The sequence below is a fragment of the Methylobacterium durans genome, from assembly GCF_003173715.1.
Classification (GTDB): Bacteria; Pseudomonadota; Alphaproteobacteria; order Rhizobiales; family Beijerinckiaceae; genus Methylobacterium; species Methylobacterium durans.
Map to the genome: position 1 here is coordinate 2,634,427 of NZ_CP029550.1, position 18,760 is coordinate 2,653,186.

23 protein-coding genes are annotated in these 18,760 nt (G+C 71.9%); 7 read left to right on the top strand and 16 right to left on the bottom strand.

The window, feature by feature from the left end:
- Positions 1–80: 80 nt before the first annotated feature.
- Positions 81–845: a ComF family protein gene (locus DK389_RS12055; RefSeq protein WP_109889854.1), complete on the bottom strand. Its 765-nt coding sequence runs from the start codon at positions 843–845 to the stop codon at positions 81–83.
- An 8-nt stretch (positions 846–853) separates the two neighbouring features.
- Positions 854–1,084 (bottom strand): hypothetical protein, encoded by a 231-nt coding sequence (locus DK389_RS12060; RefSeq protein ID WP_109889856.1) that lies wholly within the window; start codon positions 1,082–1,084, stop codon positions 854–856.
- 165 nt (positions 1,085–1,249) lie between these two features.
- On the opposite strand from DK389_RS12060, the gene DK389_RS12065 reads away from it, so the two are divergent.
- Both DK389_RS12065 and DK389_RS12070 read left to right on the top strand, forming a co-directional pair.
- The gene (locus tag DK389_RS12065; protein ID WP_109889858.1) at positions 1,250–2,158 is read left to right on the top strand and encodes a methyltransferase domain-containing protein; all 909 of its coding nucleotides are present in this window, start codon (positions 1,250–1,252) and stop codon (positions 2,156–2,158) included.
- The gene (locus DK389_RS12070) at positions 2,155–2,514 is read left to right on the top strand and encodes a DUF427 domain-containing protein (RefSeq protein ID WP_109889860.1); all 360 of its coding nucleotides are present in this window, start codon (positions 2,155–2,157) and stop codon (positions 2,512–2,514) included. The genes DK389_RS12065 and DK389_RS12070 overlap by 4 nt, the downstream gene beginning before the upstream one ends.
- Positions 2,515–2,620: 106 nt before the next feature.
- On the opposite strand, the gene DK389_RS12075 is transcribed toward DK389_RS12070, so the two are convergent.
- The 4 genes from DK389_RS12075 to DK389_RS12090 all read right to left on the bottom strand — a co-directional run bounded on the left by DK389_RS12075 (position 2,621) and on the right by DK389_RS12090 (position 5,308).
- A complete protein-coding gene (locus DK389_RS12075; RefSeq protein WP_109889862.1) occupies positions 2,621–3,163 on the bottom strand; it encodes a DUF4142 domain-containing protein in 543 nt (180 codons plus the stop codon).
- Between the two features lie 84 nt (positions 3,164–3,247).
- Positions 3,248–4,720, bottom strand: a complete 1,473-nt coding sequence (locus tag DK389_RS12080) for a DUF6880 family protein (RefSeq protein WP_109896325.1) — start codon at positions 4,718–4,720, stop codon at positions 3,248–3,250.
- A 48-nt stretch (positions 4,721–4,768) separates the two neighbouring features.
- Complete coding sequence (locus tag DK389_RS12085) at positions 4,769–5,008, bottom strand: hypothetical protein (protein ID WP_109889864.1); 240 nt, start codon at positions 5,006–5,008, stop codon at positions 4,769–4,771.
- A 72-nt stretch (positions 5,009–5,080) separates the two neighbouring features.
- Positions 5,081–5,308: a hypothetical protein gene (locus DK389_RS12090; protein WP_109889865.1), complete on the bottom strand. Its 228-nt coding sequence runs from the start codon at positions 5,306–5,308 to the stop codon at positions 5,081–5,083.
- Positions 5,309–5,385: 77 nt separating this feature from the next.
- Here DK389_RS12090 and DK389_RS12095 point away from each other — a divergent pair, with 77 nt between their 5' ends.
- Positions 5,386–5,634 carry a hypothetical protein gene (locus DK389_RS12095; protein WP_109889867.1) on the top strand — a complete coding sequence of 83 codons (249 nt, stop codon included), beginning with the start codon at positions 5,386–5,388 and terminating at the stop codon, positions 5,632–5,634.
- Positions 5,635–5,728: 94 nt separating this feature from the next.
- Here DK389_RS12095 and DK389_RS12100 read toward each other — a convergent pair whose 3' ends face one another.
- Positions 5,729–6,292 carry a glutathione peroxidase gene (locus tag DK389_RS12100; RefSeq protein ID WP_109889869.1) on the bottom strand — a complete coding sequence of 188 codons (564 nt, stop codon included), beginning with the start codon at positions 6,290–6,292 and terminating at the stop codon, positions 5,729–5,731.
- 132 nt (positions 6,293–6,424) lie between these two features.
- Here DK389_RS12100 and DK389_RS12105 point away from each other — a divergent pair, with 132 nt between their 5' ends.
- Entirely contained in the window at positions 6,425–6,916 is a 492-nt protein-coding gene (locus DK389_RS12105; RefSeq protein WP_109889870.1) for a PRC-barrel domain-containing protein, read from the top strand.
- Positions 6,917–6,931: 15 nt separating this feature from the next.
- Here the strand turns inward: DK389_RS12105 and DK389_RS12110 are convergent, their stop codons facing one another.
- Positions 6,932–7,342, bottom strand: a complete 411-nt coding sequence (locus tag DK389_RS12110; RefSeq protein ID WP_109889872.1) for a response regulator — start codon at positions 7,340–7,342, stop codon at positions 6,932–6,934.
- 234 nt (positions 7,343–7,576) lie between these two features.
- On the opposite strand from DK389_RS12110, the gene argJ reads away from it, so the two are divergent.
- From argJ to DK389_RS12125, 3 genes are read left to right on the top strand one after another with little or no spacing between them, the layout of a single operon-like run.
- Positions 7,577–8,827 carry a bifunctional glutamate N-acetyltransferase/amino-acid acetyltransferase ArgJ gene (gene argJ / locus DK389_RS12115; RefSeq protein WP_109889874.1) on the top strand — a complete coding sequence of 417 codons (1,251 nt, stop codon included), beginning with the start codon at positions 7,577–7,579 and terminating at the stop codon, positions 8,825–8,827.
- Positions 8,824–9,558, top strand: a complete 735-nt coding sequence (locus tag DK389_RS12120; protein ID WP_109889876.1) for an SIMPL domain-containing protein — start codon at positions 8,824–8,826, stop codon at positions 9,556–9,558. Before argJ ends, DK389_RS12120 begins: the two co-directional genes overlap by 4 nt.
- The gene (locus tag DK389_RS12125) at positions 9,555–9,977 is read left to right on the top strand and encodes a (deoxy)nucleoside triphosphate pyrophosphohydrolase (protein WP_109889878.1); all 423 of its coding nucleotides are present in this window, start codon (positions 9,555–9,557) and stop codon (positions 9,975–9,977) included. Before DK389_RS12120 ends, DK389_RS12125 begins: the two co-directional genes overlap by 4 nt.
- 13 nt (positions 9,978–9,990) lie before the next feature.
- Here DK389_RS12125 and DK389_RS12130 read toward each other — a convergent pair whose 3' ends face one another.
- From DK389_RS12130 to DK389_RS12160, 8 genes are all read right to left on the bottom strand, one after another.
- Positions 9,991–10,665, bottom strand: a complete 675-nt coding sequence (locus DK389_RS12130) for a Rossmann-fold NAD(P)-binding domain-containing protein (RefSeq protein ID WP_109889880.1) — start codon at positions 10,663–10,665, stop codon at positions 9,991–9,993.
- 15 nt (positions 10,666–10,680) lie between these two features.
- Positions 10,681–10,767, bottom strand: coding sequence for a hypothetical protein (locus tag DK389_RS35600; protein ID WP_418292056.1), 87 nt, complete (start codon positions 10,765–10,767; stop codon positions 10,681–10,683).
- Positions 10,734–13,181 carry a sensor histidine kinase gene (locus DK389_RS12135; RefSeq protein ID WP_418292027.1) on the bottom strand — a complete coding sequence of 816 codons (2,448 nt, stop codon included), beginning with the start codon at positions 13,179–13,181 and terminating at the stop codon, positions 10,734–10,736. Before DK389_RS12135 ends, DK389_RS35600 begins: the two co-directional genes overlap by 34 nt.
- A 355-nt stretch (positions 13,182–13,536) precedes the next feature.
- Entirely contained in the window at positions 13,537–14,937 is a 1,401-nt protein-coding gene (gene ahcY, locus DK389_RS12140; protein WP_109889882.1) for an adenosylhomocysteinase, read from the bottom strand.
- 129 nt (positions 14,938–15,066) lie between these two features.
- The gene (locus DK389_RS12145; protein WP_109889883.1) at positions 15,067–16,683 is read right to left on the bottom strand and encodes an AMP-binding protein; all 1,617 of its coding nucleotides are present in this window, start codon (positions 16,681–16,683) and stop codon (positions 15,067–15,069) included.
- Between the two features lie 7 nt (positions 16,684–16,690).
- Complete coding sequence (locus DK389_RS12150) at positions 16,691–17,290, bottom strand: nitroreductase family protein (protein ID WP_109889885.1); 600 nt, start codon at positions 17,288–17,290, stop codon at positions 16,691–16,693.
- 111 nt (positions 17,291–17,401) lie between these two features.
- Entirely contained in the window at positions 17,402–17,719 is a 318-nt protein-coding gene (locus DK389_RS12155; protein ID WP_109889887.1) for a hypothetical protein, read from the bottom strand.
- Positions 17,720–17,793: 74 nt separating this feature from the next.
- Complete coding sequence (locus tag DK389_RS12160) at positions 17,794–18,684, bottom strand: hypothetical protein (RefSeq protein WP_109889888.1); 891 nt, start codon at positions 18,682–18,684, stop codon at positions 17,794–17,796.
- Between the last annotated feature and the right edge of the window lie 76 nt (positions 18,685–18,760).

Here is an 18,760-nt window from a genome sequence, read left to right on the forward strand (position 1 = left end):
ATCGAGGACCAGGAACGGGAGCGCGTCTCGAACCGTTCCGCGGTCGAAATCCCGCCCGCAATCGGTCGGTACCGGACCCCTCAGAGCGGATCCTGCGCGACGAGGGCGAAGGTGAGGAGGTCGACGTCGGCCGCTCCGCCCCGCAGCAGCGCGCGGGCGGCGGCGTTCGCGGTGGCACCGGTCGTGGTGACGTCGTCGACGAGGAGCACACGCCGGCCCTGCAGCCGCGGGCGCCCCGCCTCCGGGACTCGAAAGGCCCCTTGGAGGTTCGCGGCGCGCCCCGCCCGGCTCAGGCCCACCTGGGAGCGGGTCGCCCGCACGCGCTTCAGCGCGCCGGGCTCGAAGGGCAGTCCGGACGAGCGGGCGATCGGACGGGCGAGGAGGGCGGATTGGTTGAAGCGGCGCCGGAACAGGCGCCAGCGATGGAGCGGCACCGGCACGACGCAATCCGCCTCGGCGAGCAGCTCGCGCCCGCGCGCGGCCATCATCCGGGCCATCGGCACGGCGAGATCGAGCCGGTCCTCGTATTTGAGGCGATGGACGATCTCGCGCGCCGTGCCGTCGTAGAGAGCGACGGCCCGTCCTCGTCCGAAGACAGGCGGCTCGGCGATGGCGCGGGGCGAGAGGAGGGGCCCGATCCCGAGATCGAGGGCGAACGGGGTCCCGTAGCGCGGGCAGTAGGGTGCCTCGATCAGGCGTAGGCCGGTCCAGCAGGCGGGGCAGAGGGCGCCGGGATCGGCGGTCGCGGCGCCGCAGGCGGCGCAGGTCGGCGGGTAGACGAGACCGAGCGCGTGGCGGAGCAGCGACCGGAACGCGGGCACCGATGCGAGAAGCGGTGCCCGCACGCGGGTTCCTAATGCGCCGTCTGGGCGGGCGGCTGGCCCGCGTTGTTCCGGCGCTCCTCCTTGTTGGCGCGGTGGCGCCCGATGGCGCAGCCTGCGGCTGCGCCGACGACCCCGTGCCCGGCCATGTGGCCGGCGACGCCGCCGACGATGGCGCCCTTGAGGCAGCCCTTGGCTTCGGCCGCGTTGCTGAGGGAGAGGGCCGTGAGGACCATCGCGGCTCCGAGGACAATGCGCTTCATCGCTGAATACTCCGGTCAAGGTGGAGCAGAAACGATCCGGCTCCTCTGCCGTTCCGGTCTCGCGCAAGCGTGATGGGAGGCTCGGGGCCGAGCCTTTCGTCGCACGCATGCCGCGAGCATCCCGGCCCGCTGGCAACCGCACCGCCATCGCCCCATTGTCTGCCGATGGACGCGCCGATTCCCCTGTTCGACACGCCGCTCGGCCGCCGCCGCCTCGCCCGGGCCCGCGCGGGCGGCTACGCCGACTTCCTGCTCGCCCGCACGATTGAGGATCTGGAGGATCGGCTCGCCGCCGTGCTGCGGACCTTCTCCCGCGCTCTCGATCTCGCCTCGCCGATGCCCGCGGCGGCACAGCGCCTTGCGGCCGGCGGGCGCGCGGGATCCGTCCTGCGCCTCGCGCCCGTGCCGGAGGCGGCCGACGGGCTTCTGCGCGTCGTCGGAGACCCCGAATCGCTGCCCTTCGCCGCCGAGAGCTTCGACCTCGCGGTCTCGCTGCTGGCGCTCCAGCACGTCAACGACCTGCCTGGTGCCCTGGTCCAGCTCCGCCGGGCCCTGCGGCCGGACGGGCTCTTCATCGGCTGCCTCCTCGGCGGACGCACCCTCACGGAGCTGCGCCAAGCCTTCGCGGCGGCCGAGAGCGAGATCGAGGACGGGATCAGTCCGCGCATCGCGCCCTTCGCCGAGGTGCGCGAGATCGGCGGCCTTCTCCAGCGGGCGGGCTTTGCCCTGCCGGTCACCGACACCGAGACCCTGACGGTGCGCTATCCCGATCCCTTCGCCCTGATGCGGGATCTGCGCGCGATGGGGCTGACCAACATCCTGACGGAGCGCCGCCGCACGCCGCTGCGGCGCGCGACGCTCGTCCGCGCGGCCGAGATCTACGCCGACCGCTTCGCCGACCCGGACGGGCGCCTGCGGGCGAGCTTCGAGATCCTCTGGGTCTCGGGCTGGGCGCCGCACGAGAGCCAGCAGAAGCCGCTCCGGCCCGGCAGCGCCAAGGCGCGGCTCGCCGATGCCCTGAACACGAGCGAGATCGGTCCCGACAGCACCCCCGCCGAGAGGAGCCAGCGATGAGAGAGCCCGGCCCCGACCATCCGATCGGAATCGCGCCGCACGCCAATCGCGTCCGCGTGAGCGCGCGTGGCCAGTCCGTCGCCGATTCGCGCCGCGCCCTGCGCCTCAGCGAGGCGAGCTACCTGCCGGTCCTCTACATCCCGCGGGCGGACGCCCGGTTCGAGCTGTTCCGCAGGAGCACCCGCACCAGCCACTGCCCTTACAAGGGCGAGGCCAGCTACTACGACCTCGTCGTCGACGGCGAGGTGCGCCCGAACGCGGTCTGGAGCTACGAGGACCCGTTCCCGGCGGTGAACGCCATTCGCGGGCACCTCGCCTTCTACCCGGACAAGGTCGACGCGATCGAGGACGCGTAGAAGGCGGCCCGCCCTCGCTTTTAGCCGATCTCGGGCGTGCCCGAGATCGGTCCTTGCTGGTCCGGACCGGGCGAAGCCGATCCGGGTGGGTGCGACGCGCCTGCTCCTACTTGTCGAGGTCCTGCGCCATCTTCAGGTGGTGGTCGAGATGCGGCTGGGTCTTGCCGGCCCAGGATTTCAGGTCGGCATTGTCGCCGCTCTTCGCGTAGCGCCCGAACAGGTCCACGGCGTCTTTGTGCGCCTTCACCTGATCGCTGTGGTACTGCTTGTTGAAGTCGTTGCCCTGCAGGCCCTTCAGCTTGTCGAGCTTGCTCTGGTGCGTGCTGTCGAGTTCCGTCGGCAGGGTCGCCTGCACCTTGCCGCCCTCGACGAAGCCCTTCAGGTCGCTGGTCGTCTTCTTGTGCTCGTCGATCATCTGCTTGGCGTAGGTCTTCGTGGCGTCGTCGCCCCGCTCGACCGCGAGCTGGCTCGACTGGATCTCGAACATGTCGCTGATCGCCGCCTCCTTCACGAAGTCCGCGGTCGATGGTGCGGCTCCGACGAGCGTGTTCAGGCCGCTCTTTTCGCTGAGCGACTGGGCCAGGCCGGGCGAGGCCGCGGGCAGGGTGAGCGCAGCCAGGCAGGCAGCAACTAGAAGATGATTTTTCATAGCAGATTCCCTCTGAAATTGAGTGGAGGGAAAAGGTTCGCCGCCCTCCGGGAGTTCCGCTTCGCGGGCGACTTGCCGCTGCCTTCAGCGGCCGCCGACGAGGCTCCAGAAGCCGTGCTTGCGGCCGTGGTCGCGGCGCAGGATGTCGCGGTAGGAGGCGGAGGCCGGATCGATCGCATCGAGCTGCATGAGGTAGCGCGCCGCGTGGGCATAGGCCTGCGTGCGCCCGCGCTGCAGGATGTCGTCGATCAGCCGGCGGTAGAGCAGGGCGGCGGCCTCCGGCCGCGCCTGTTCCAGCCTCTCGGCCGCCGGGGCCAGAACCTCGTAGCGCTCGCCCTCCCAGGTCTTCGCCCGGTCGAGGACGAGGCGGCCGGCTCGGTCGAGATCCGGCCAGTTGATGAGGAAGGTCAGGGCCCGGTAGGGCTGCGGGAAGGCCATCGCCCGATCGAAGGCGTGGCGCAGCGCCTCGTCGTCCTCGAAATCGGGCAGCTTGGCGAGGTAGTCGCGCAGCATCTCCGCATCGAGCGTGTCGCAGAAGCGCTCCCAGCGCAGCGCCTGCGCCTCCTCCGCGCGCCCCAGCGCGTCGAGGATGCGGATCGTGAGGACGGTCCGCGCCCGCGCCGGCGCCTCGGTGTCGATGCGGCCGGTGATCAGCGCCTCCCCGCTGAGGACGTTCGCATTGCGCTGCTGGGGCCGGCGGATCCGCTCCAGGGCCTCGTCGGTGCGGCCGGCAGCGAGGAGGCGCTCCGCGACCGCGAGGTTGTCCGCTGCCGCGCCGGCCACCGCCTCCTCGAGGGCGATGAAGGCATCGACGTCACCCCGCCGGTCGGCGATGTCCTGGCGCGCGCGCAGCAGACGGCCGCGCGCCCGGGCGGAGCGCCAATCGCCCGTCTCCGCCGGCAGGTCGGAGAGGGCCTCCCCGAGATCCGCGTCGAGGGCGGGCAGGGCGCTCTCCGGCAGGCGGGGGATCAGGTCGAGGAAGAGCATCCCGAGCGGCCCGTCCGGGTCGCCCGAGACGAGGGCCAGGAGCCGGGCTGCGAAGCGCGTGGCCTCCGCTTCGGGCAGGCTGCCCGCAATCTCGATCGCGGCCTCGCCCGCGCGCTCGTAGACCCCCTCCGTGATGCCGAGGCTGTCGTCGACCCGGCCGAGCACGCCCGCGGCGCCGTTCAGGAAGCGCACCAGCCGGTCGAGGGCCGCCCCCGGATCGAGGGGACGCAGCTCGTTGAGGATCACCGAGACGGTGGCGTTGAGATCTGCCGTGAAGGCGCGCCGCTTCTGCCAGTCGATGAAGCCGCGCGCGCCCTCCAGCGCCCCGAGGCGCCGGTCGACGATGGCGGCGACCGCGTCCGGCCCTTGCAGAGCGGCGAGCGCCGCGCTGACGATCTTCTTGAAGGCCGGGTTGCGCTCTGTTTCCCCGAGGACGAGGCCGATCAGCCGGTCCGGCGGCAGCGCGGACAGGGTCTCGACGGAGGGCGTGGTGCGCCGTGCGCCCTTGCGCGCCGGTGCGCGCGCGCTCTTCGGCGCGGGCTCAGCCTTCGCGACGGGCTTGCGTGCCATCGGTCCCGCCGATTCCTCCAGCGCCGGGCGCACGCCCGAGGGAGACTGCTACTCGACCACCCGCGCGATCGGGCGGTCGTGGCCGTCCGACGTCTCGTCGTGCCAGGCTCCCTGGCCGTCCTGATAGCGGATCCCCTCGGTCGAGCCCGGCACCTGCTGTTCGGCCGCGGCGCGCTGGGCGGCCCGGAGGGCCTCCTCGCGGCTCCGGAAGGTCTCGGAGAACACGTCGCCGACCTTGTAGGCGAAGCCGCCGTCGTGCTCGACGATCCGGTAGGTGATCTCGCTCATGGACGCTCCTCCGTCATCATCGGTTCGCTGGTGCGCGAACCCGCTGGGCATGCGCCCGGTTCCTCCGGGCGCTCAGTGGCGTGTGGGTTGTGCGGCGCGAAGCTGCGCCACCGCCGCCTCGCAGCCCGCGATCAGCGAGCCGCGCAGATCGTCCTCCGCGTAGCCCGCCCCGTCCGGGAAGGCGACCGTCCGGACGCGCCCGTCGTCCAGACGGCGGATGTGGGCGAGCCAACCCGTATCAGCCCGCTCGAAGCGTGCCTCGAAACGCTCGCCGTCCTGCTCGAAACGATGCGGCTCCATGCCTGCCTCCGATCCTCTCCTCGTCCCGCCCGCGGCCCGCGCTATCTGTCGGCCGGACGACGTCGAGGAGACCCGACATGCCGATCCGCGCCGCCATCGTCGCCCTGCTCGCGCTCGCTGCCGGCCCGGCCGCCGCGCAGATGGGGGCGGGATTCGCAGGGAGCAGCGTCGGCCTGCCGGCCGCCGGCGTGCCGACGAACCCGTTCGCCTCGAACCATCCCTCGGCGCCCCCGCCCGTCATGGTGGAGCGCCCAGGCCCGCGCGTCCACCGCCCCCGCCGGGTCGTGCGCGAGCGTCCGCTGCCACCCGGCCGGATCGCCCGGTGACGGCGTGGATCGCCCGGCTCGCGAACGGCGGCAGCCTGAATCTCTTCCCGTGCAACGCCGGGCTCGGCCCGATCGCGGTGCCGCGCTGACGATCCTAGGCTTTGTCGAGGGCGTTCGCGATAGCGCTGATGAGGCGCGGGTCGGTCGGCTCGACCTGCGTGGCGAAGGCCGCCGCGAGCGTGCCGTCGCGGGCGACGAGGTACTTGTGGAAATTCCAGCGGGGCGTCTCGCCGGGCTTCTCGGCGGCCGCCCATTGATAGAACGGGTGGGCGTTCGGCATTCGCACCCGGGTCTTGGCCGTCAGCGGGAAGGTGACGCCGTGGTTCTTGCGCGCCGCCTCCACGATCGCCGCCCCGTCGAGGGGCTCCTGGTTGCCGAAATCGGGCGAGGGCACGCCGATCACGGTGAGGCCCCTGTCCTGGAAGCGCGTCCAGAGGGTCTGCAGGCCGGCGAGCTGGCCGGCGAAGCCGCAGGCTGTGGCGGTGTTGACGACGAGGATCGGTTTGCCGGTGAAGTCGCTGAGGGGCAGGGCCCCGCCCTCCGGCCGGTCGAAGGCGAAGGTTCCGGCTCTCGCGCCGCTCCGCTCGGCAGCGACGGCATGCGGGCCGGCGAGCGCGGCACCGATCAGGACGAGGGCTTGGCGGCGCAACAGGGTCATGGCGCATTCCCGGCGGGCATTCTCCGGCGCACAATCTAGTTTGCGTGCGCGTCCCGTCCAACACCAGGGGAACCTTCCGGCGGGGTATCGCTTGTGCGGGTGCACAATCGATCACCGAGAGAGATATCGTCCATGCGCAGCCTGCTCGCCGCCACGGTCCTTCTCATGACGGGCGCGTCCCTCGCCCTCGCCCAGGCGCCGGATGCGGGCCAGCCGGCCCCCGCCCCGAAGCCGGAGGCGGCCGCGCCCGTGGAGCCGGCACCGGGCCAGCCCGCGACCCTGACGGGGGAACTCCGCCCGACCTTCGTGGCTCAGGCTCCGACGGACATGGTGGCCTCGAAGCTCGTCGGGCTGACGATTCAGAACGCCGGCAACGAGACGATCGGCGAGATCGCCGACGTGGTCCTCGACGAAGGCACCAAGGTGAAGGCCTGGATCGTCGGCGTCGGCGGCTTCCTCGGGATCGGCACGAAGTACGTCGCCGTGGATCCGAGCGCGCTGCGCCTCGCCCGCGCCGACGGCGACAAGCTCAAGGCGACGATCAACACCGACAAGGATCAACTGCGCGCCGCGCCGGAATACGTCTATCTCGGCCAGCAGAAGAAGGACGAGGCGAAGAAGTAGAGGGCGCGCGTCCCGTCAGTTCCGGTTCGCCAGCGCCTCGCGGACCGTGCTTGCCACCGAGCCGTCGCGCAGGTGACGGGCGACAAGGAGGGCGTCCGGCATCAGCTCGGCCGCCGTCAGATCCGCGTCCGCGACCTCGCTCGCCAGCACGATGCGAAGTCCGGGCCGCAGCGCCCGCGCCTCGAGCGCCAATTGCGAGCAGCAGAGCTCGCCGGTCAGCGAGATATCGGCGACGAGCACGTCGACCGGGAGCCCGAGGGCCAGCACGGTGAGGGCGTCGACCCCGCAATCGCAGGCCGTGGCGCTGTAGCCGGCCCGCCGGATCTGCCCCGCGATCTCGTCGCGCCACTGCTTCTGACGGCCGGCAATGAGAACCTGGACACCGTAGACGCTCGCCCTGGCATTCGCCCCGGCAACGGCGCTCATGGCAGCGGATCCGATTTCAGGACGAGCCATCGCGCCCTCGACGTCGTGTTCGCATTGCATTGCACCATGCTAGTCCGAGGCCGCGTGGGCGCACAAGTCCCCTGCCGCATTTGCGCCGCAAGCCTGAACGGAGTGACCGTCTTTCAGGCAGGGAAGCATAGCCGGCATGCGGTTGACGCAGGCAATCGGGCCGGGCAACAGGGCCGCGCCCCTGCGATGGAGCCCGCGAGATCGATGTCGTCCGCCAAGTCGCCACCCGTATCGCCCCTCGCCCCCGAATCGGTGCCTGCGCTGCCGCCCGTTCCCGGTGTCCGGCTCGCCACCGCGCAGGCGGGCATCCGCTATTCCGGGCGCACCGACGTGCTGTATGTCGGCCTCGAGCCCGGCACCCGGGCGGCGGGCGTCTTCACGCGCTCGAAATGTCCCTCCGCTCCGGTCGACTGGTGCCGCGACGCGCTGCGCGGGGAATCGGCCCGGGCCCTCGTCGTCAACTCGGGCAACGCCAACGCCTTCACCGGCCTGAAGGGCCGCGAGGCCGTGGCGCTCACGGCCCGGATCGCGGCCGCTGCCGCCGGCTGCCCGGAGGACGCGATCTTCATCGCCTCGACGGGGGTGATCGGCGAGCCCCTCGACGCCAGCAAGTTCGAGGGCGTGCTGGCCGATTGCGCGGCCCGCGCCGAGGACGGCCCGGAGGCGTGGGATGCGGCCGCCCGCGCCATCATGACCACTGACACGTTCCCGAAGCTCGCGACCCGCACGGCCGAGATCGCGGGCACGCGGGTCACGCTCAACGGCATCGCCAAGGGCGCGGGCATGATCGCCCCCGACATGGCGACGATGCTCTCCTTCGTGTTCACGGATGCGAGCCTGCCCCAGCCCGTACTGCAGGCGCTGCTGACGGAGGGGACGGACAAGAGCTTCAACTGCGTGACGGTCGACGGCGACACCTCGACCTCCGACACCCTGCTGCTGTTCGCGACGGGTCTGGCCGGCAATTCCGGGATCGCGGATGCGGGCGACCCGCGCCTCGCCGGTTTCCGCGCGGCGCTCGACGACCTCCTGATCGAGCTCGCCCAGCTCGTGGCCAGGGACGGGGAGGGGGCGCGCAAGTTCGTCACCGTCGAGGTCGGCGGCGCCGAGAGCGACGCCTCGGCCCGGCGCATCGCGCTCTCCATCGCCAATTCGCCGCTCGTCAAGACCGCGGTGGCGGGCGAGGACGCGAATTGGGGCCGCGTGGTGATGGCGGTGGGCAAGGCGGGCGAGCCCGCCGACCGGGACCGCCTCGCGATCTGGTTCGGCGATGTGCGGGTGGCGGTCGCCGGTGCCCGCGATCCGGCCTACAGCGAGGCGGCGGCGAGCGCCGTCATGCGCGAGGCCGCCGTCACGGTTCGGGTCGATCTCGGCCTGGGGGAGGGCCGGGCCCGTGTCTGGACCTGCGATCTGACCAAGGGCTACATCGAGATCAACGGGGATTACCGCTCATGAGGGCGCTTCCCCTCGCGGCCCTCGGCCTCCTCGCCCTCGGTCTCGCGGCACCCCTGCGCGCCGAAGAGGGCGGCGTCGGCGACGGCCTGATCAGCGTGATCGGCCGGGCGCGCACCGAGACGGCGCCGGATTTCGCGAGCGTTGAGATCGGCGTCGAGGTGCGGGGCGCGACGCCGGCCGCGGCGCTCGACGGCACCAGCGAGGCGGCGCGGCGGATCGTGGCGCTCGCGTCCGAATTCGGGGTGCCCGAGAGCGACATCGGCACCACCGCCGTCACGCTCCAGCCCGTCACCCGCACGATGCGCCAGCCGGACGGCACCGTCACCGAGAAGCCGGACGGCTACCGGGCCGCGAATCAGGTGCGCCTGCGGCTTGCCGACATGGGCCGCCTCGGCGACCTGATGCGGCGGGCACTGGAGGCGGGAGCCAACCGCATCGACGGTGTCGCCTTCGGCCTCAAGGACCCGGAGGCGGCGGAGGCCGCGGTGCGGATCGCCGCCATGAAGGACGCGGGCGCACAGGCCGCCCGGCTCGCCGAGGCGGCGGGAGTGAGGCTCGGCCGCGTGGTTTCGATTCAGGCGCCCCCCCGCGCGAGCGTTCCGCCCCCGATCCTGATGGCCGCGGCCGCGCCGATGCGGGCGAAGGGCCGCGGCGGCGTCGCGGTGCCGCTCGTCGCCGGCACCATCGAGGCGAGTGCCGAGGTCGCCGCCACCTTCGCGATCCTGCCGTGACCGAGTCCGCGGGCGTGCGGCTCCTCCTCGTCGTCGCCGTCGCGCTCGTCGACGCCGACGGGCGGGTTCTCCTCGCCCAGCGCCCGCCGGGCAAGCAGCTCGCGGGACTGTGGGAGTTTCCCGGCGGCAAGGTCGAGCCCGGCGAGCGCCCCGAGGCGACCCTGATCCGCGAACTGGCGGAGGAACTCGGCATCACGGTGGAGGAGCCGTGCCTCGCGCCGCTCACCTTCGCGAGCCACGCCTACCCGGACTTCCATCTCCTGATGCCCCTCTACGTCTGCCGCCGCTGGGAGGGCACGCCCCGCTCGCTCGAAGGGCAGGCCCTGCGCTGGGTGCGTCCGCGCGCTCTGCGCGATCTGCCGATGCCGCCGGCCGACGCGCCGCTGATCCCGTTCCTGATCGATCTGCTCGGGCCTTAGGAGCCGGCGGCTCTCAGGGTTCGGTGCGCCCGAGGCCCGGAATGTCCCGCGCCTCGATGACCCGGACCATGCCGCCCTCCCGCGCCAGCCGGAGCATGGCGCGGGCGAGCTCGTCGGTGTCGGTGAGGACGGAGGGCAGCGCGCGCTGGATCACCGGCAGGGCGGGCGCGAGCAGGCGATAGAACGCGTCGACGTAGGGCGTGCGCGAGCGGATGCCGTGGCGCGGACGGATCCCGGCCGGCCGCACCGCGTAGACGCGCTTGAAGGGCAGCCGGAACAGGGCATTCTCGGTCCGCCCACGCACGCGGGCCCACATCACCCGGCCACGCTCGCTCGCGTCGCTGCCGGCGGCCGAGACGTAGACGAAGGTCATGCCGGGATCGAGCCCGGCGAGGGCGGTCGCCACGCGCAGGGTGAGCTGCTCCGTCACGGCGGCATATTGCGCCTCGCGCAATCCCACCGACGAGATGCCGAGACAGAACAGGCAGGCGTCGCGCCCCTTCAGCTCCGCCTCAAGGCCCGACAGGTCGCCGGGATCCGCACGCACGATCTCGCGGAACTTCGGGTGGATCCGTCCGGAGGGCCTTCGGGAGATCGACAGAACGGAATCGACACGCGCGTCGCGGAGCGATTCGCGCAGCACCCCCTGGCCGATCATGCCGGTCGCGCCGAACAGGATCAGTCTCATCGCGGTGCCTCCCGTCTACTCCGCCGCCTCCATATGCGGCTCCGGCTCGACGAGCGGGAAGGTGCAGGTCACCCGCGTGCCGGCATCCGGCGCGGTGTCCAGCGAGACTCGGCCGCCGTGAAGCTCCACGAAGGAGCGCACGATCGAGAGACCGAGGCCGACGCCCCGGTGGCGGGTGCCGAGGGTGTGGCTCTCGAAGCGGTCGAAGACCCGGGCGGCGACCTCGGGGGCATGCCGCGGCCCTCGTCGCGCACCGTGAGGACGAGGTCGCTCGCGGTGCGGCGGGCGGTGACCGCGACCCGCTGGCCGGAGCGGGAGAAGCCGACGGCGTTCGAGAGCAGGTTGAACAGGATCTGGCGGACGCGCTTGCCGTCGGCCACGACGCTGCCGATGTCCGCCGGCACGTCGAGGTCGAGGCTGACGTCGGATTCCGCGAGCCGGTCCTCGATGCCGCGCACCGCCGCCTCGATGGTCGAGCGCACGTCCACCCGCTCGCGCTGCAATTCCAGGGACCCCGCGTCGATCGAGGCGAGGTCGAGGATATCGTTGATGATGACCAGGAGAGAGCCCGACGATCGCAGGATGTGGTCCGAATACTCGCGTTGGCGCTCGTTGAGCGCGCCCACGGTCTCGTCTCCGAGGAGCTGCGTGAAGCCGATGATGTTCGTGAGCGGCGAGCGCAATTCGTAGGAGACGTGGTGGACGAAGGTATCGCGCAGCTGCGCCGCCTTCTCCAGCGCCTCGTTCTTCTCGGTGAGCGCCCGCTCGACGTTCACGCTCGCGGTGACGTCGATGAGGGTGAGGAGCGTCGCGCCCTCCGGCAGCGGCTGGGCGGCGCAGTCGAGGACGGTGCCGTCCACCACTTCCAGGCGGCAGGCGAGGCCGGAGCGCGATTCGAGGCCCGTCACCGCGTCGCGGATGTCCATCCACGGCTCCTCGGCCGGGGCGAGCGCCCGGCAGGCGGCGATCACCGCGTCGATACGCGGACGCGATTCGAGGGTCGCGGTGTCGAGGCGCCAGACGGTGGCGAAGGCGCGGTTGGCGAAGGTGAGGCGCCCGTCGGCGCCGAACACCGCGACCGGCTCCTTCAGCGTGTCGAGGGTCTCCGCCTGCACCCGCATCAGGGCGTTGTAGCGGGATTCGAGCTTCATCCGGTCCGAGACGTCGTCGAACAGGTAGGTCAGCCCCCCTTGCGGATTCGGGTCGGCCACGACGCGGAAGGTGCGCCCGTCCGGCAGGTACCACCAAGTCTCGTTGGCCTCGGCCGCCCTGTAGGCGGCGAGCACGCCCTGCTTCCAGGAACGGAAATCGGCCTGCTCGGGCAGCTTCCGCTGCGAGCGCAGGTGGTCGAGAATCTCGCCGTCGAGGGGGCGGCCGTCGAGGAAGGCGGGATCGAGGTCCCAGAGCTGCCGGTAGGCGGCGTTGTGGAAGATCAGGCGCTGGCGGGCATCGAAGATCGCGACGGCGGTGGGCAATTGGTCGAGGGTGCGGACGTTCGCGTCCATCTGGCGCTGAAGGTCGGCGCGCACGCTCTCGAGCTCCGAGACGTCCACCGCGATGCCGACGCGGCCGTTCTCCTGGGCCGTCTCGGTGACGTCGAGGATGCGGCGCCCGCCCGCCACCACCGCCGAGAGCCGCAGGGCCTGGCGCGGGCCGGCCGTGGGACGGCGGCTCGCCTCCTCGCGGGCGATCAGTTCGCGGGCCGGCCGGTCGAGGAGTTCGACACCTGCCTCCAGGGCGGCCTCGCGGCTCGGTGCCTCGACCGCGCCGACATAGGCCGTGTTCACCCAGGCGAGCCCGCCGTCGCGGTTGCGCCGCCAGACGGGCTGCGGGATCGCATCGAGAAGGCCGGCGAGCGCGGCGAGGCCGCGGCGGGCCTCGTCGAGGGTCTCGCGCAGCTCCATCAGCTCGCGCCGCTCCTCCGTGGTCTCGCGCAGGCGCAGCAGCGCCCGGCCCGCCACCGCCTGACCCTGCGCCTCGACGCTCTGGCCGGACTGGCTGCGCAGGGTGAGCCGAAAACCGGTGCCCCGGACCCGCAGGGTCTCGACGCCGGCCTCCAGCGCCGCGGCATCCGCGGGGGCGAGCCAGGTGCCGAAGGCGAGGATGCGGCGCGCCGCGGTCGCGGCTGGCCGGGCGCCGTCGAAGGCGAGGCCGACATCGCCCTCGATCACCGGTTCGCCCAGGCCCTCCCAGGTGATGATGACCTGACGCTCGGCGTTGAGCAGCATCTCGGCCCGGTCATGCGCGCCGCGCAGCGCCCCGAGCGCCACCGCCTGCTCGCGCTCGCGCCGCGTCCAGCGCGACCGCTCGTGCAGGTGGAGAAGGGACAGGATCGTGGCGAAGACCGTGAGCCCGATCAGGATCGAGAGCCCGGCGAGGTTGTGGGTGTGCAGGCCGGCGATGGCCCCGGACGCCTCCGCCTGCGGGGCCGCCAAGGCCTTGCCGACAGGCCCGGTCGCAGCGACGATGAGAGCGCCGGCGCAGGCCGTGAGGCGCGCCGCTCCTTCGACCCTCATGATCCGCACCGCCTCCACGAATCTTCGATGAGGCACGCGAACGCGGCCCCACGGCGCGAACCGCGCCGTTCCCGCGTAGCGGCCGCTCGGGCCGTCCCGCGGGGCACCTCATCTGAGGAATCGGGATACTGTACCCCGGTGCGGAATCGCGCCGGAAGGGGGTCGAGCGGAACAATGAACCCTGGGGTGCATGTCGGACCGAACCCGACACACGAAAGACACACTTTCGCACGGGACCTGCCGCAATCGGTGCGGGTGCACGGAGCGGCCGCGAGGCCCGCGAATGCGAGAAAGCCCGGCGCGAGGGCCGGGCTTTCATCAGGGCTTGGTGGCTGGCGGAAGGCCGGCCGGGCGCTCAGTAGCGGTAGTGATCCGGCTTGAACGGGCCGCTCTCCGGCACGCCGATATAGGAGGCCTGATCGGGGCGCAGCTTCGAGAGCTTGGCGCCGATCTTCTCGAGATGCAGGAGCGCGACCTTCTCGTCGAGGGTCTTGGGCAGGGTGTAGACCTGCCGCTCGTACTTGCCCGGGTTCGTCCAGAGCTCGATCTGGGCGAGCGTCTGGTTCGTGAACGAGGCCGACATCACGAAGGACGGGTGACCCGTCGCGTTGCCGAGGTTCACCAGCCGCCCCTCCGAGAGGAGGATGATGCGGTGGCCGTCGGCGAACTCGATCTCGTCGACCTGCGGCTTGATGTTCGTCCACTTGAGGTTCTTGAGGCCCGCGACCTGGATCTCGTTGTCGAAGTGGCCGATGTTGCACACGATCGCCCGGTCCTTCATGGCCCGCATGTGCTCGATCGTGATGATGTCCTTGTTGCCGGTGGCCGTCACGAAGATGTCGGCGCGGGGCGCGGCATCTTCCATTGTGACCACCTCGTAGCCCTCCATCGCGGCCTGGAGCGCGCAGATCGGGTCGATCTCGGAGACGAGCACGCGGCAGCCGGCGTGGCGGAGCGAGGAGGCCGAGCCCTTGCCGACGTCGCCGAAGCCCGCGACCATGGCGACCTTGCCGGCCATCATCACGTCGGTGCCGCGGCGGATGCCGTCGACGAGCGATTCGCGGCAGCCGTAGAGGTTGTCGAACTTCGATTTCGTGACCGAGTCGTTCACGTTGATCGCCGGGAAGAGCAGCTTGCCCTCCTTGGCGAGGATGTAGAGGCGGTGCACGCCCGTGGTCGTCTCCTCGGAGACGCCCTTGATCGAATCCGCGAGGCCCGCGAACCAGCCCTTCGGCTTCTCCTTGAGCTTCTTCTTGAGGAGCGCGAAGAAGATCTCCTCCTCCTCGGAGCTCGGCTTGTCGAGGAAGGCGGTGTCGCCCTGCTCGGCGCGCAGGCCGAGATGCACGAACATCGTGGCGTCGCCGCCGTCGTCGAGGATCATGTTCGGCATGCCGCCGTCATGCCAGTCGAACAGGCGCGACGTGTAGTCCCAGTACTCCTCCAGCGTCTCGCCCTTCACGGCGAAGACCGGGATGCCGGCGGCCGCGATCGCGGCGGCGGCATGGTCCTGCGTCGAGTAGATGTTGCAGGAGACCCAGCGGATGTCGGCGCCGAGCGCCTTCAGGGTCTCGATCAGCACGGCCGTCTGGATCGTCATGTGCAGCGAGCCAGCGATCTTGGCGCCCTTGAGGGGCTGGCGCGCCGCGTATTCCTCGCGCACGGCCATCAGGCCCGGCATCTCGCTCTCGGCGATGGAGATCTCCTTGCGGCCGTAATCGGCCAGCCCGATGTCCCTGACGATGTAGTCCTTGGCCATGTGCCCGATGCTCCGTGTCCGTTGGCTGTCTGAGGCCAGCCTATAACAGGGACGGTCGTGGGAGGCAATCAAGACATAAAGATGTCTTTATACGAACTCCAAGGAGGGACATGAGCGAAGGCTCGCGCCTCATCCCTCCGCGCGCAGCTGGCGCCGGATGATCTTGCCCGTGGTCGTCATCGGCAGCTCCGCCCGGAAGGCGAGTTCGCGCGGCCTCTCATGGGCCGAGAGCCGGGCGCGGGCGAATTCGAGGATCTCATCGCGCAGGGCGTCGGAGGCGGCATATCCCTCGCGCAGCACCACGAAGGCCTTCACGATCTCAGTGCGCAGGGGATCGGGCTTGCCGATCGCGGCGGCGAGCGCGACCGCCGGATGGCGCAGGAGGCAATCCTCGATCTCGGTCGGGCCGATCCGGTAGGCGGCCGAGGTGATGAGGTCGTCGTCGCGCCCGACGAAGTGGATGTAGCCGTCCGCGTCGCGCCGTGCCTGGTCGCCCGTCAGCATCCAGTCGCCGCGGAATTTCCGCGCCGTCGCCTCCGGCTGGTTCCAGTAGCCGAGGAACATCACCGGGTCGGGCCGGGCGACGCAGATCTCGCCGGGCTCGTCGATCCCGGCCTCGCTGCCGTCGGGCCGCAGGATCGCGACGCGATGGCCCGGGACCGGCTTGCCGGTCGATCCCGGCCGGGCGATTCCGGCGGCGCGGCAGGCGGCGAGCACGAGGTTGCACTCGGTCTGCCCGTAGGCCTCGCCGATGGTCAGCCCGAGGGCGTCCCGGGCCCAGGTGAAGGTCTCGGGGCCGAGCGCCTCGCCCGCCGAGGCGATGTTGCGCAGGCGGGACAGGTCGAAGCGCTCGCGCGGCGACTCGACGCCGCGCAGCATGCGCAGGGCGGTCGGCGGCAGGAAGACGTTGGTGATGCCGAGCCGCGCGATCAGGCCGAGGGCATCCTCAGCCTCGAAGCGACCGGGGCGGGCCACCACCGGCATGCCGAGATGCAGGCTCGGCATCAGCACGTTGAGGAGGCCGCCGGCCCAGGCCCAATCGGAGGGCGTCCACATCAGGTCGCCGCCGTGGGGCGCGAAATCGTGCATCATCCGCCAGCCCGGCAGGTGGCCGGGCAGCACCCGGTGCCCGTGCAGCGCCCCCTTCGGCGCGCCCGTGGTGCCGGAGGTGTAGATCATCAGGGCCGGGTCGTCGGGGCCCGTCTCGACGGGCGCGAAGTTCTCGCTCCCCTCCGCGAGGAGGTCGTCGAGGCCGAGCGCGCCGTCCGCCGCGCCCTCGCGGCAGATCACGAGGTCGAGGCCCGGCAACCCGGCGCGGAGCGGCCCGAGCTTGGCGAGCCCCGCCGCGTCCGTGACGATCGCCCGCGCGCCCGAATCGGCGAGCCGGTAGGCCAGCGCCTCCGGGCCGAACAGGCCGGCGAGCGGCAGGGCCACCGCCCCGAGCTTGTAGGCGGCGGCGTGGGCCACCACGACGGCGGCCGATTGCGGCAGCAGCACCGCCACCCGGTCGCCCGGCCCGACGCCGCGGGCCCGCAAAGCCCCCGCGAGCCGGTTCGAATCCGCCCTGAGCCGTCCGAAGGGGATCGTCTCGACCGCGCCGTCGGGGCCGACCTCCAGGATCGCCGGTCGTTCCGGCTCGCGCGCCCCGAAGACGTCGCAGACGTCGACGCCCATGTTGTAGCGGGCGGGGATGTCCCAGCGGAACCGGGCGCGGAGGGTGTCGTAGTCGGGCGCGGGGCTCAGCACGGAGCGCTCACGCGTCGCGGGCGGGGAAGGCGCCGGCGAAGACGAAGTCGGTGATCGGCCGGCGTCCGTTCGGCGTCTCGCGGGTGCGCTGCTCGTCGGTCATCTCGGCCGGCGGGATGGCGCGCCCGACCGCGTAGGCCGCCTCGACCCGGTGATGCTCCGGCACGTTGAGCGCGCCGACGGCGCGCTCCTTGTCGAAGCCGGTCATGCCGTGGGCGTGCCAGCCCTGGCGGATCGCCTGCAACTGAAAGGCGAGGGAAGCCGCGCCCGCGTCCAGGGAGTGGCTCCAGGAGGGCTGCAGGTTCTCCCCCACCTTCATGCGGGTGCTGGAGACGAGGATGACGAGGGCGCCGGTTCCCGCCACCCATCTCTGGTTGCCGGGGGAGATGAGGTCGAACAGCCGGTCCCAGTTGGCGTCGCCGCGCAGGGCATAGATGAAGCGCCAGGGCTGCGAATTGTAGGAGGAGGGCGCCCAGCGCGCCGCCTCGAACATCCGCATCAGTTCCGCCTCGGGCACCGCCTCGCCCGTGAAGGCGCGCGGCGAGCGGCGCTCGACGAAGAGCGGGTCGACCGCGTGGTCGGGCTGGCGCGGCGTCGGGTTCGTCACGGGCGCGGGTCTCCGGGCAGACGGGGCAGTTTCGGCGGCGTGGCGCGCCGCCCGCGTGCCGGCATGCACGAGGAACGAAATCCGCGCAAATGCGACCTTCGGGCAGTCCGCCTACCGCAGGCCGCCGCCCAGGCCCGTGGCCGCGCCGAGCCCTGCGCCGCCGAGCCCCATCCCGCCGCGGGGAGGGCCTGCGCCGTCCTCTGATCCATCGGCCCCGCCCGTGATGATGCTGCCCGGCATCGTCACGGGTCCCGGGCTCACCGACCTTGCCCCGAGCGATTGCGGGCAGATGCGGGCGCAGACCGGCTCGAGCTCGGTCGGGCTCGAGCACAGGGAGCGCGCCTCGCCGCCGACGCAGATGCAGGAGCAGGTCGCTGCGGCCGGCACGGGCAGGAGCGCCACGAGGATTCCGAGCAGGATCAGGCGCATACACTTCCCTCCGGGCCGGCTTGCCCCTGCGTCCGGCCTCATGAACGGCCCGGGCGGCCGGGGCGCAGCATAGCTCATCGCGAGCCCGGTGTCCGCGCCCCGCTCAGGGCGGCGTGGAGGCGGCTCAGGCCCGCCTCGACCGCTTCCAGGGTCCCGACGAGCGTGTAGCAGGTGAAGGCGTAGGGGCCGGGCCCGCCGGCCCCGTGCCGGTAGACGCAGTTCCACTTGACGGTGGCGTTGCCCTCGGGGCCTCTCGGCGCGGGAAAGCGGAAGCGGCCGAAGCCCGCATCCGGATGCGCGGCCTGGGGCAGGTCTGGGCTGTAGACGCCCATCGCGTAGGCGCCATCCTCGGTCGCCAGGATCACCGGCACCGGCTGCTCGCCGGGTCCGTCCGAGAGCGGCGCGCGCCGGCCGCTGCGCGGATCGTAGCTCCAGAACCGGGAGAAGTCGGGCGGCATGTAGCCGGTCAGGACCTCGAAATTGGCCGACGCGAAGGCGTGGGGCACGCTGAAGGTGGCCCGGTAGGCGATGGCGTTTGCGACCCCGTGGACGCCGATCTCGACGTCCTTGGTCAGGACCGCGTCCGAGAGGGGGGAGGCGTAGCCGCCCGGCCCCTTCGGGCATTCCCGCGAGGTTTCGCCGGGCTCCACCCACCACGCCATGCGGGTCCGGGTGTGCAGGCGCTTGTCCTGCACACGCAGGCTGATGAGACGGCTGGTGCTCTCGGGGCCCATGCCGTCGGCGTCGGAACCAGCCTCCGTCGGGTTGAGGCACTCACCGTAGCCGTCGAAGGAGGCGGCCGATTGCAGCTCGCGGCCGTGATCGAAGCGATTGAGGAATTCGCGGCCGTTCCAGGCGAGGCTGTCGATGGCGCCGGCCGTGCGGGACGACGCGCTCAGGACGATCTGCGAGCCAGCAAAGGGCTGGGCGATGGAGGCGCGGCCCTCGGGCGAAGGCCAGCGCACGTCCGGCCCATCCTCGGCTAGCACAGGCTGCACCAGAGCGAGGATGGAAAGAAGCCCGAAGACTCGAAACGCCCGA

Bases quoted from the DNA above. Each gene is read 5' to 3' on its own strand.
- DK389_RS12060 (WP_109889856.1), bottom strand. From the start codon at position 1,084: ATGAAGCGCATTGTCCTCGGAGCCGCGATGGTCCTCACGGCCCTCTCC.
- DK389_RS12065 (WP_109889858.1), top strand. From the start codon at position 1,250: ATGGACGCGCCGATTCCCCTGTTCGACACGCCGCTCGGCCGCCGCCGC.
- DK389_RS12070 (WP_109889860.1), top strand. From the start codon at position 2,155: ATGAGAGAGCCCGGCCCCGACCATCCGATCGGAATCGCGCCGCACGCC.
- DK389_RS12075 (WP_109889862.1), bottom strand. From the start codon at position 3,163: ATGAAAAATCATCTTCTAGTTGCTGCCTGCCTGGCTGCGCTCACCCTG.
- DK389_RS12080 (WP_109896325.1), bottom strand. From the start codon at position 4,720: ATGGCACGCAAGCCCGTCGCGAAGGCTGAGCCCGCGCCGAAGAGCGCG.
- DK389_RS12085 (WP_109889864.1), bottom strand. From the start codon at position 5,008: ATGAGCGAGATCACCTACCGGATCGTCGAGCACGACGGCGGCTTCGCC.
- DK389_RS12090 (WP_109889865.1), bottom strand. From the start codon at position 5,308: ATGGAGCCGCATCGTTTCGAGCAGGACGGCGAGCGTTTCGAGGCACGC.
- DK389_RS12095 (WP_109889867.1), top strand. From the start codon at position 5,386: ATGCCGATCCGCGCCGCCATCGTCGCCCTGCTCGCGCTCGCTGCCGGC.
- DK389_RS12100 (WP_109889869.1), bottom strand. From the start codon at position 6,292: ATGACCCTGTTGCGCCGCCAAGCCCTCGTCCTGATCGGTGCCGCGCTC.
- DK389_RS12105 (WP_109889870.1), top strand. From the start codon at position 6,425: ATGCGCAGCCTGCTCGCCGCCACGGTCCTTCTCATGACGGGCGCGTCC.
- DK389_RS12110 (WP_109889872.1), bottom strand. From the start codon at position 7,342: ATGAGCGCCGTTGCCGGGGCGAATGCCAGGGCGAGCGTCTACGGTGTC.
- argJ (WP_109889874.1), top strand. From the start codon at position 7,577: ATGTCGTCCGCCAAGTCGCCACCCGTATCGCCCCTCGCCCCCGAATCG.
- DK389_RS12120 (WP_109889876.1), top strand. From the start codon at position 8,824: ATGAGGGCGCTTCCCCTCGCGGCCCTCGGCCTCCTCGCCCTCGGTCTC.
- DK389_RS12130 (WP_109889880.1), bottom strand. From the start codon at position 10,665: ATGAGACTGATCCTGTTCGGCGCGACCGGCATGATCGGCCAGGGGGTG.
- DK389_RS12135 (WP_418292027.1), bottom strand. From the start codon at position 13,181: ATGAGGGTCGAAGGAGCGGCGCGCCTCACGGCCTGCGCCGGCGCTCTC.
- ahcY (WP_109889882.1), bottom strand. From the start codon at position 14,937: ATGGCCAAGGACTACATCGTCAGGGACATCGGGCTGGCCGATTACGGC.
- DK389_RS12155 (WP_109889887.1), bottom strand. From the start codon at position 17,719: ATGCGCCTGATCCTGCTCGGAATCCTCGTGGCGCTCCTGCCCGTGCCG.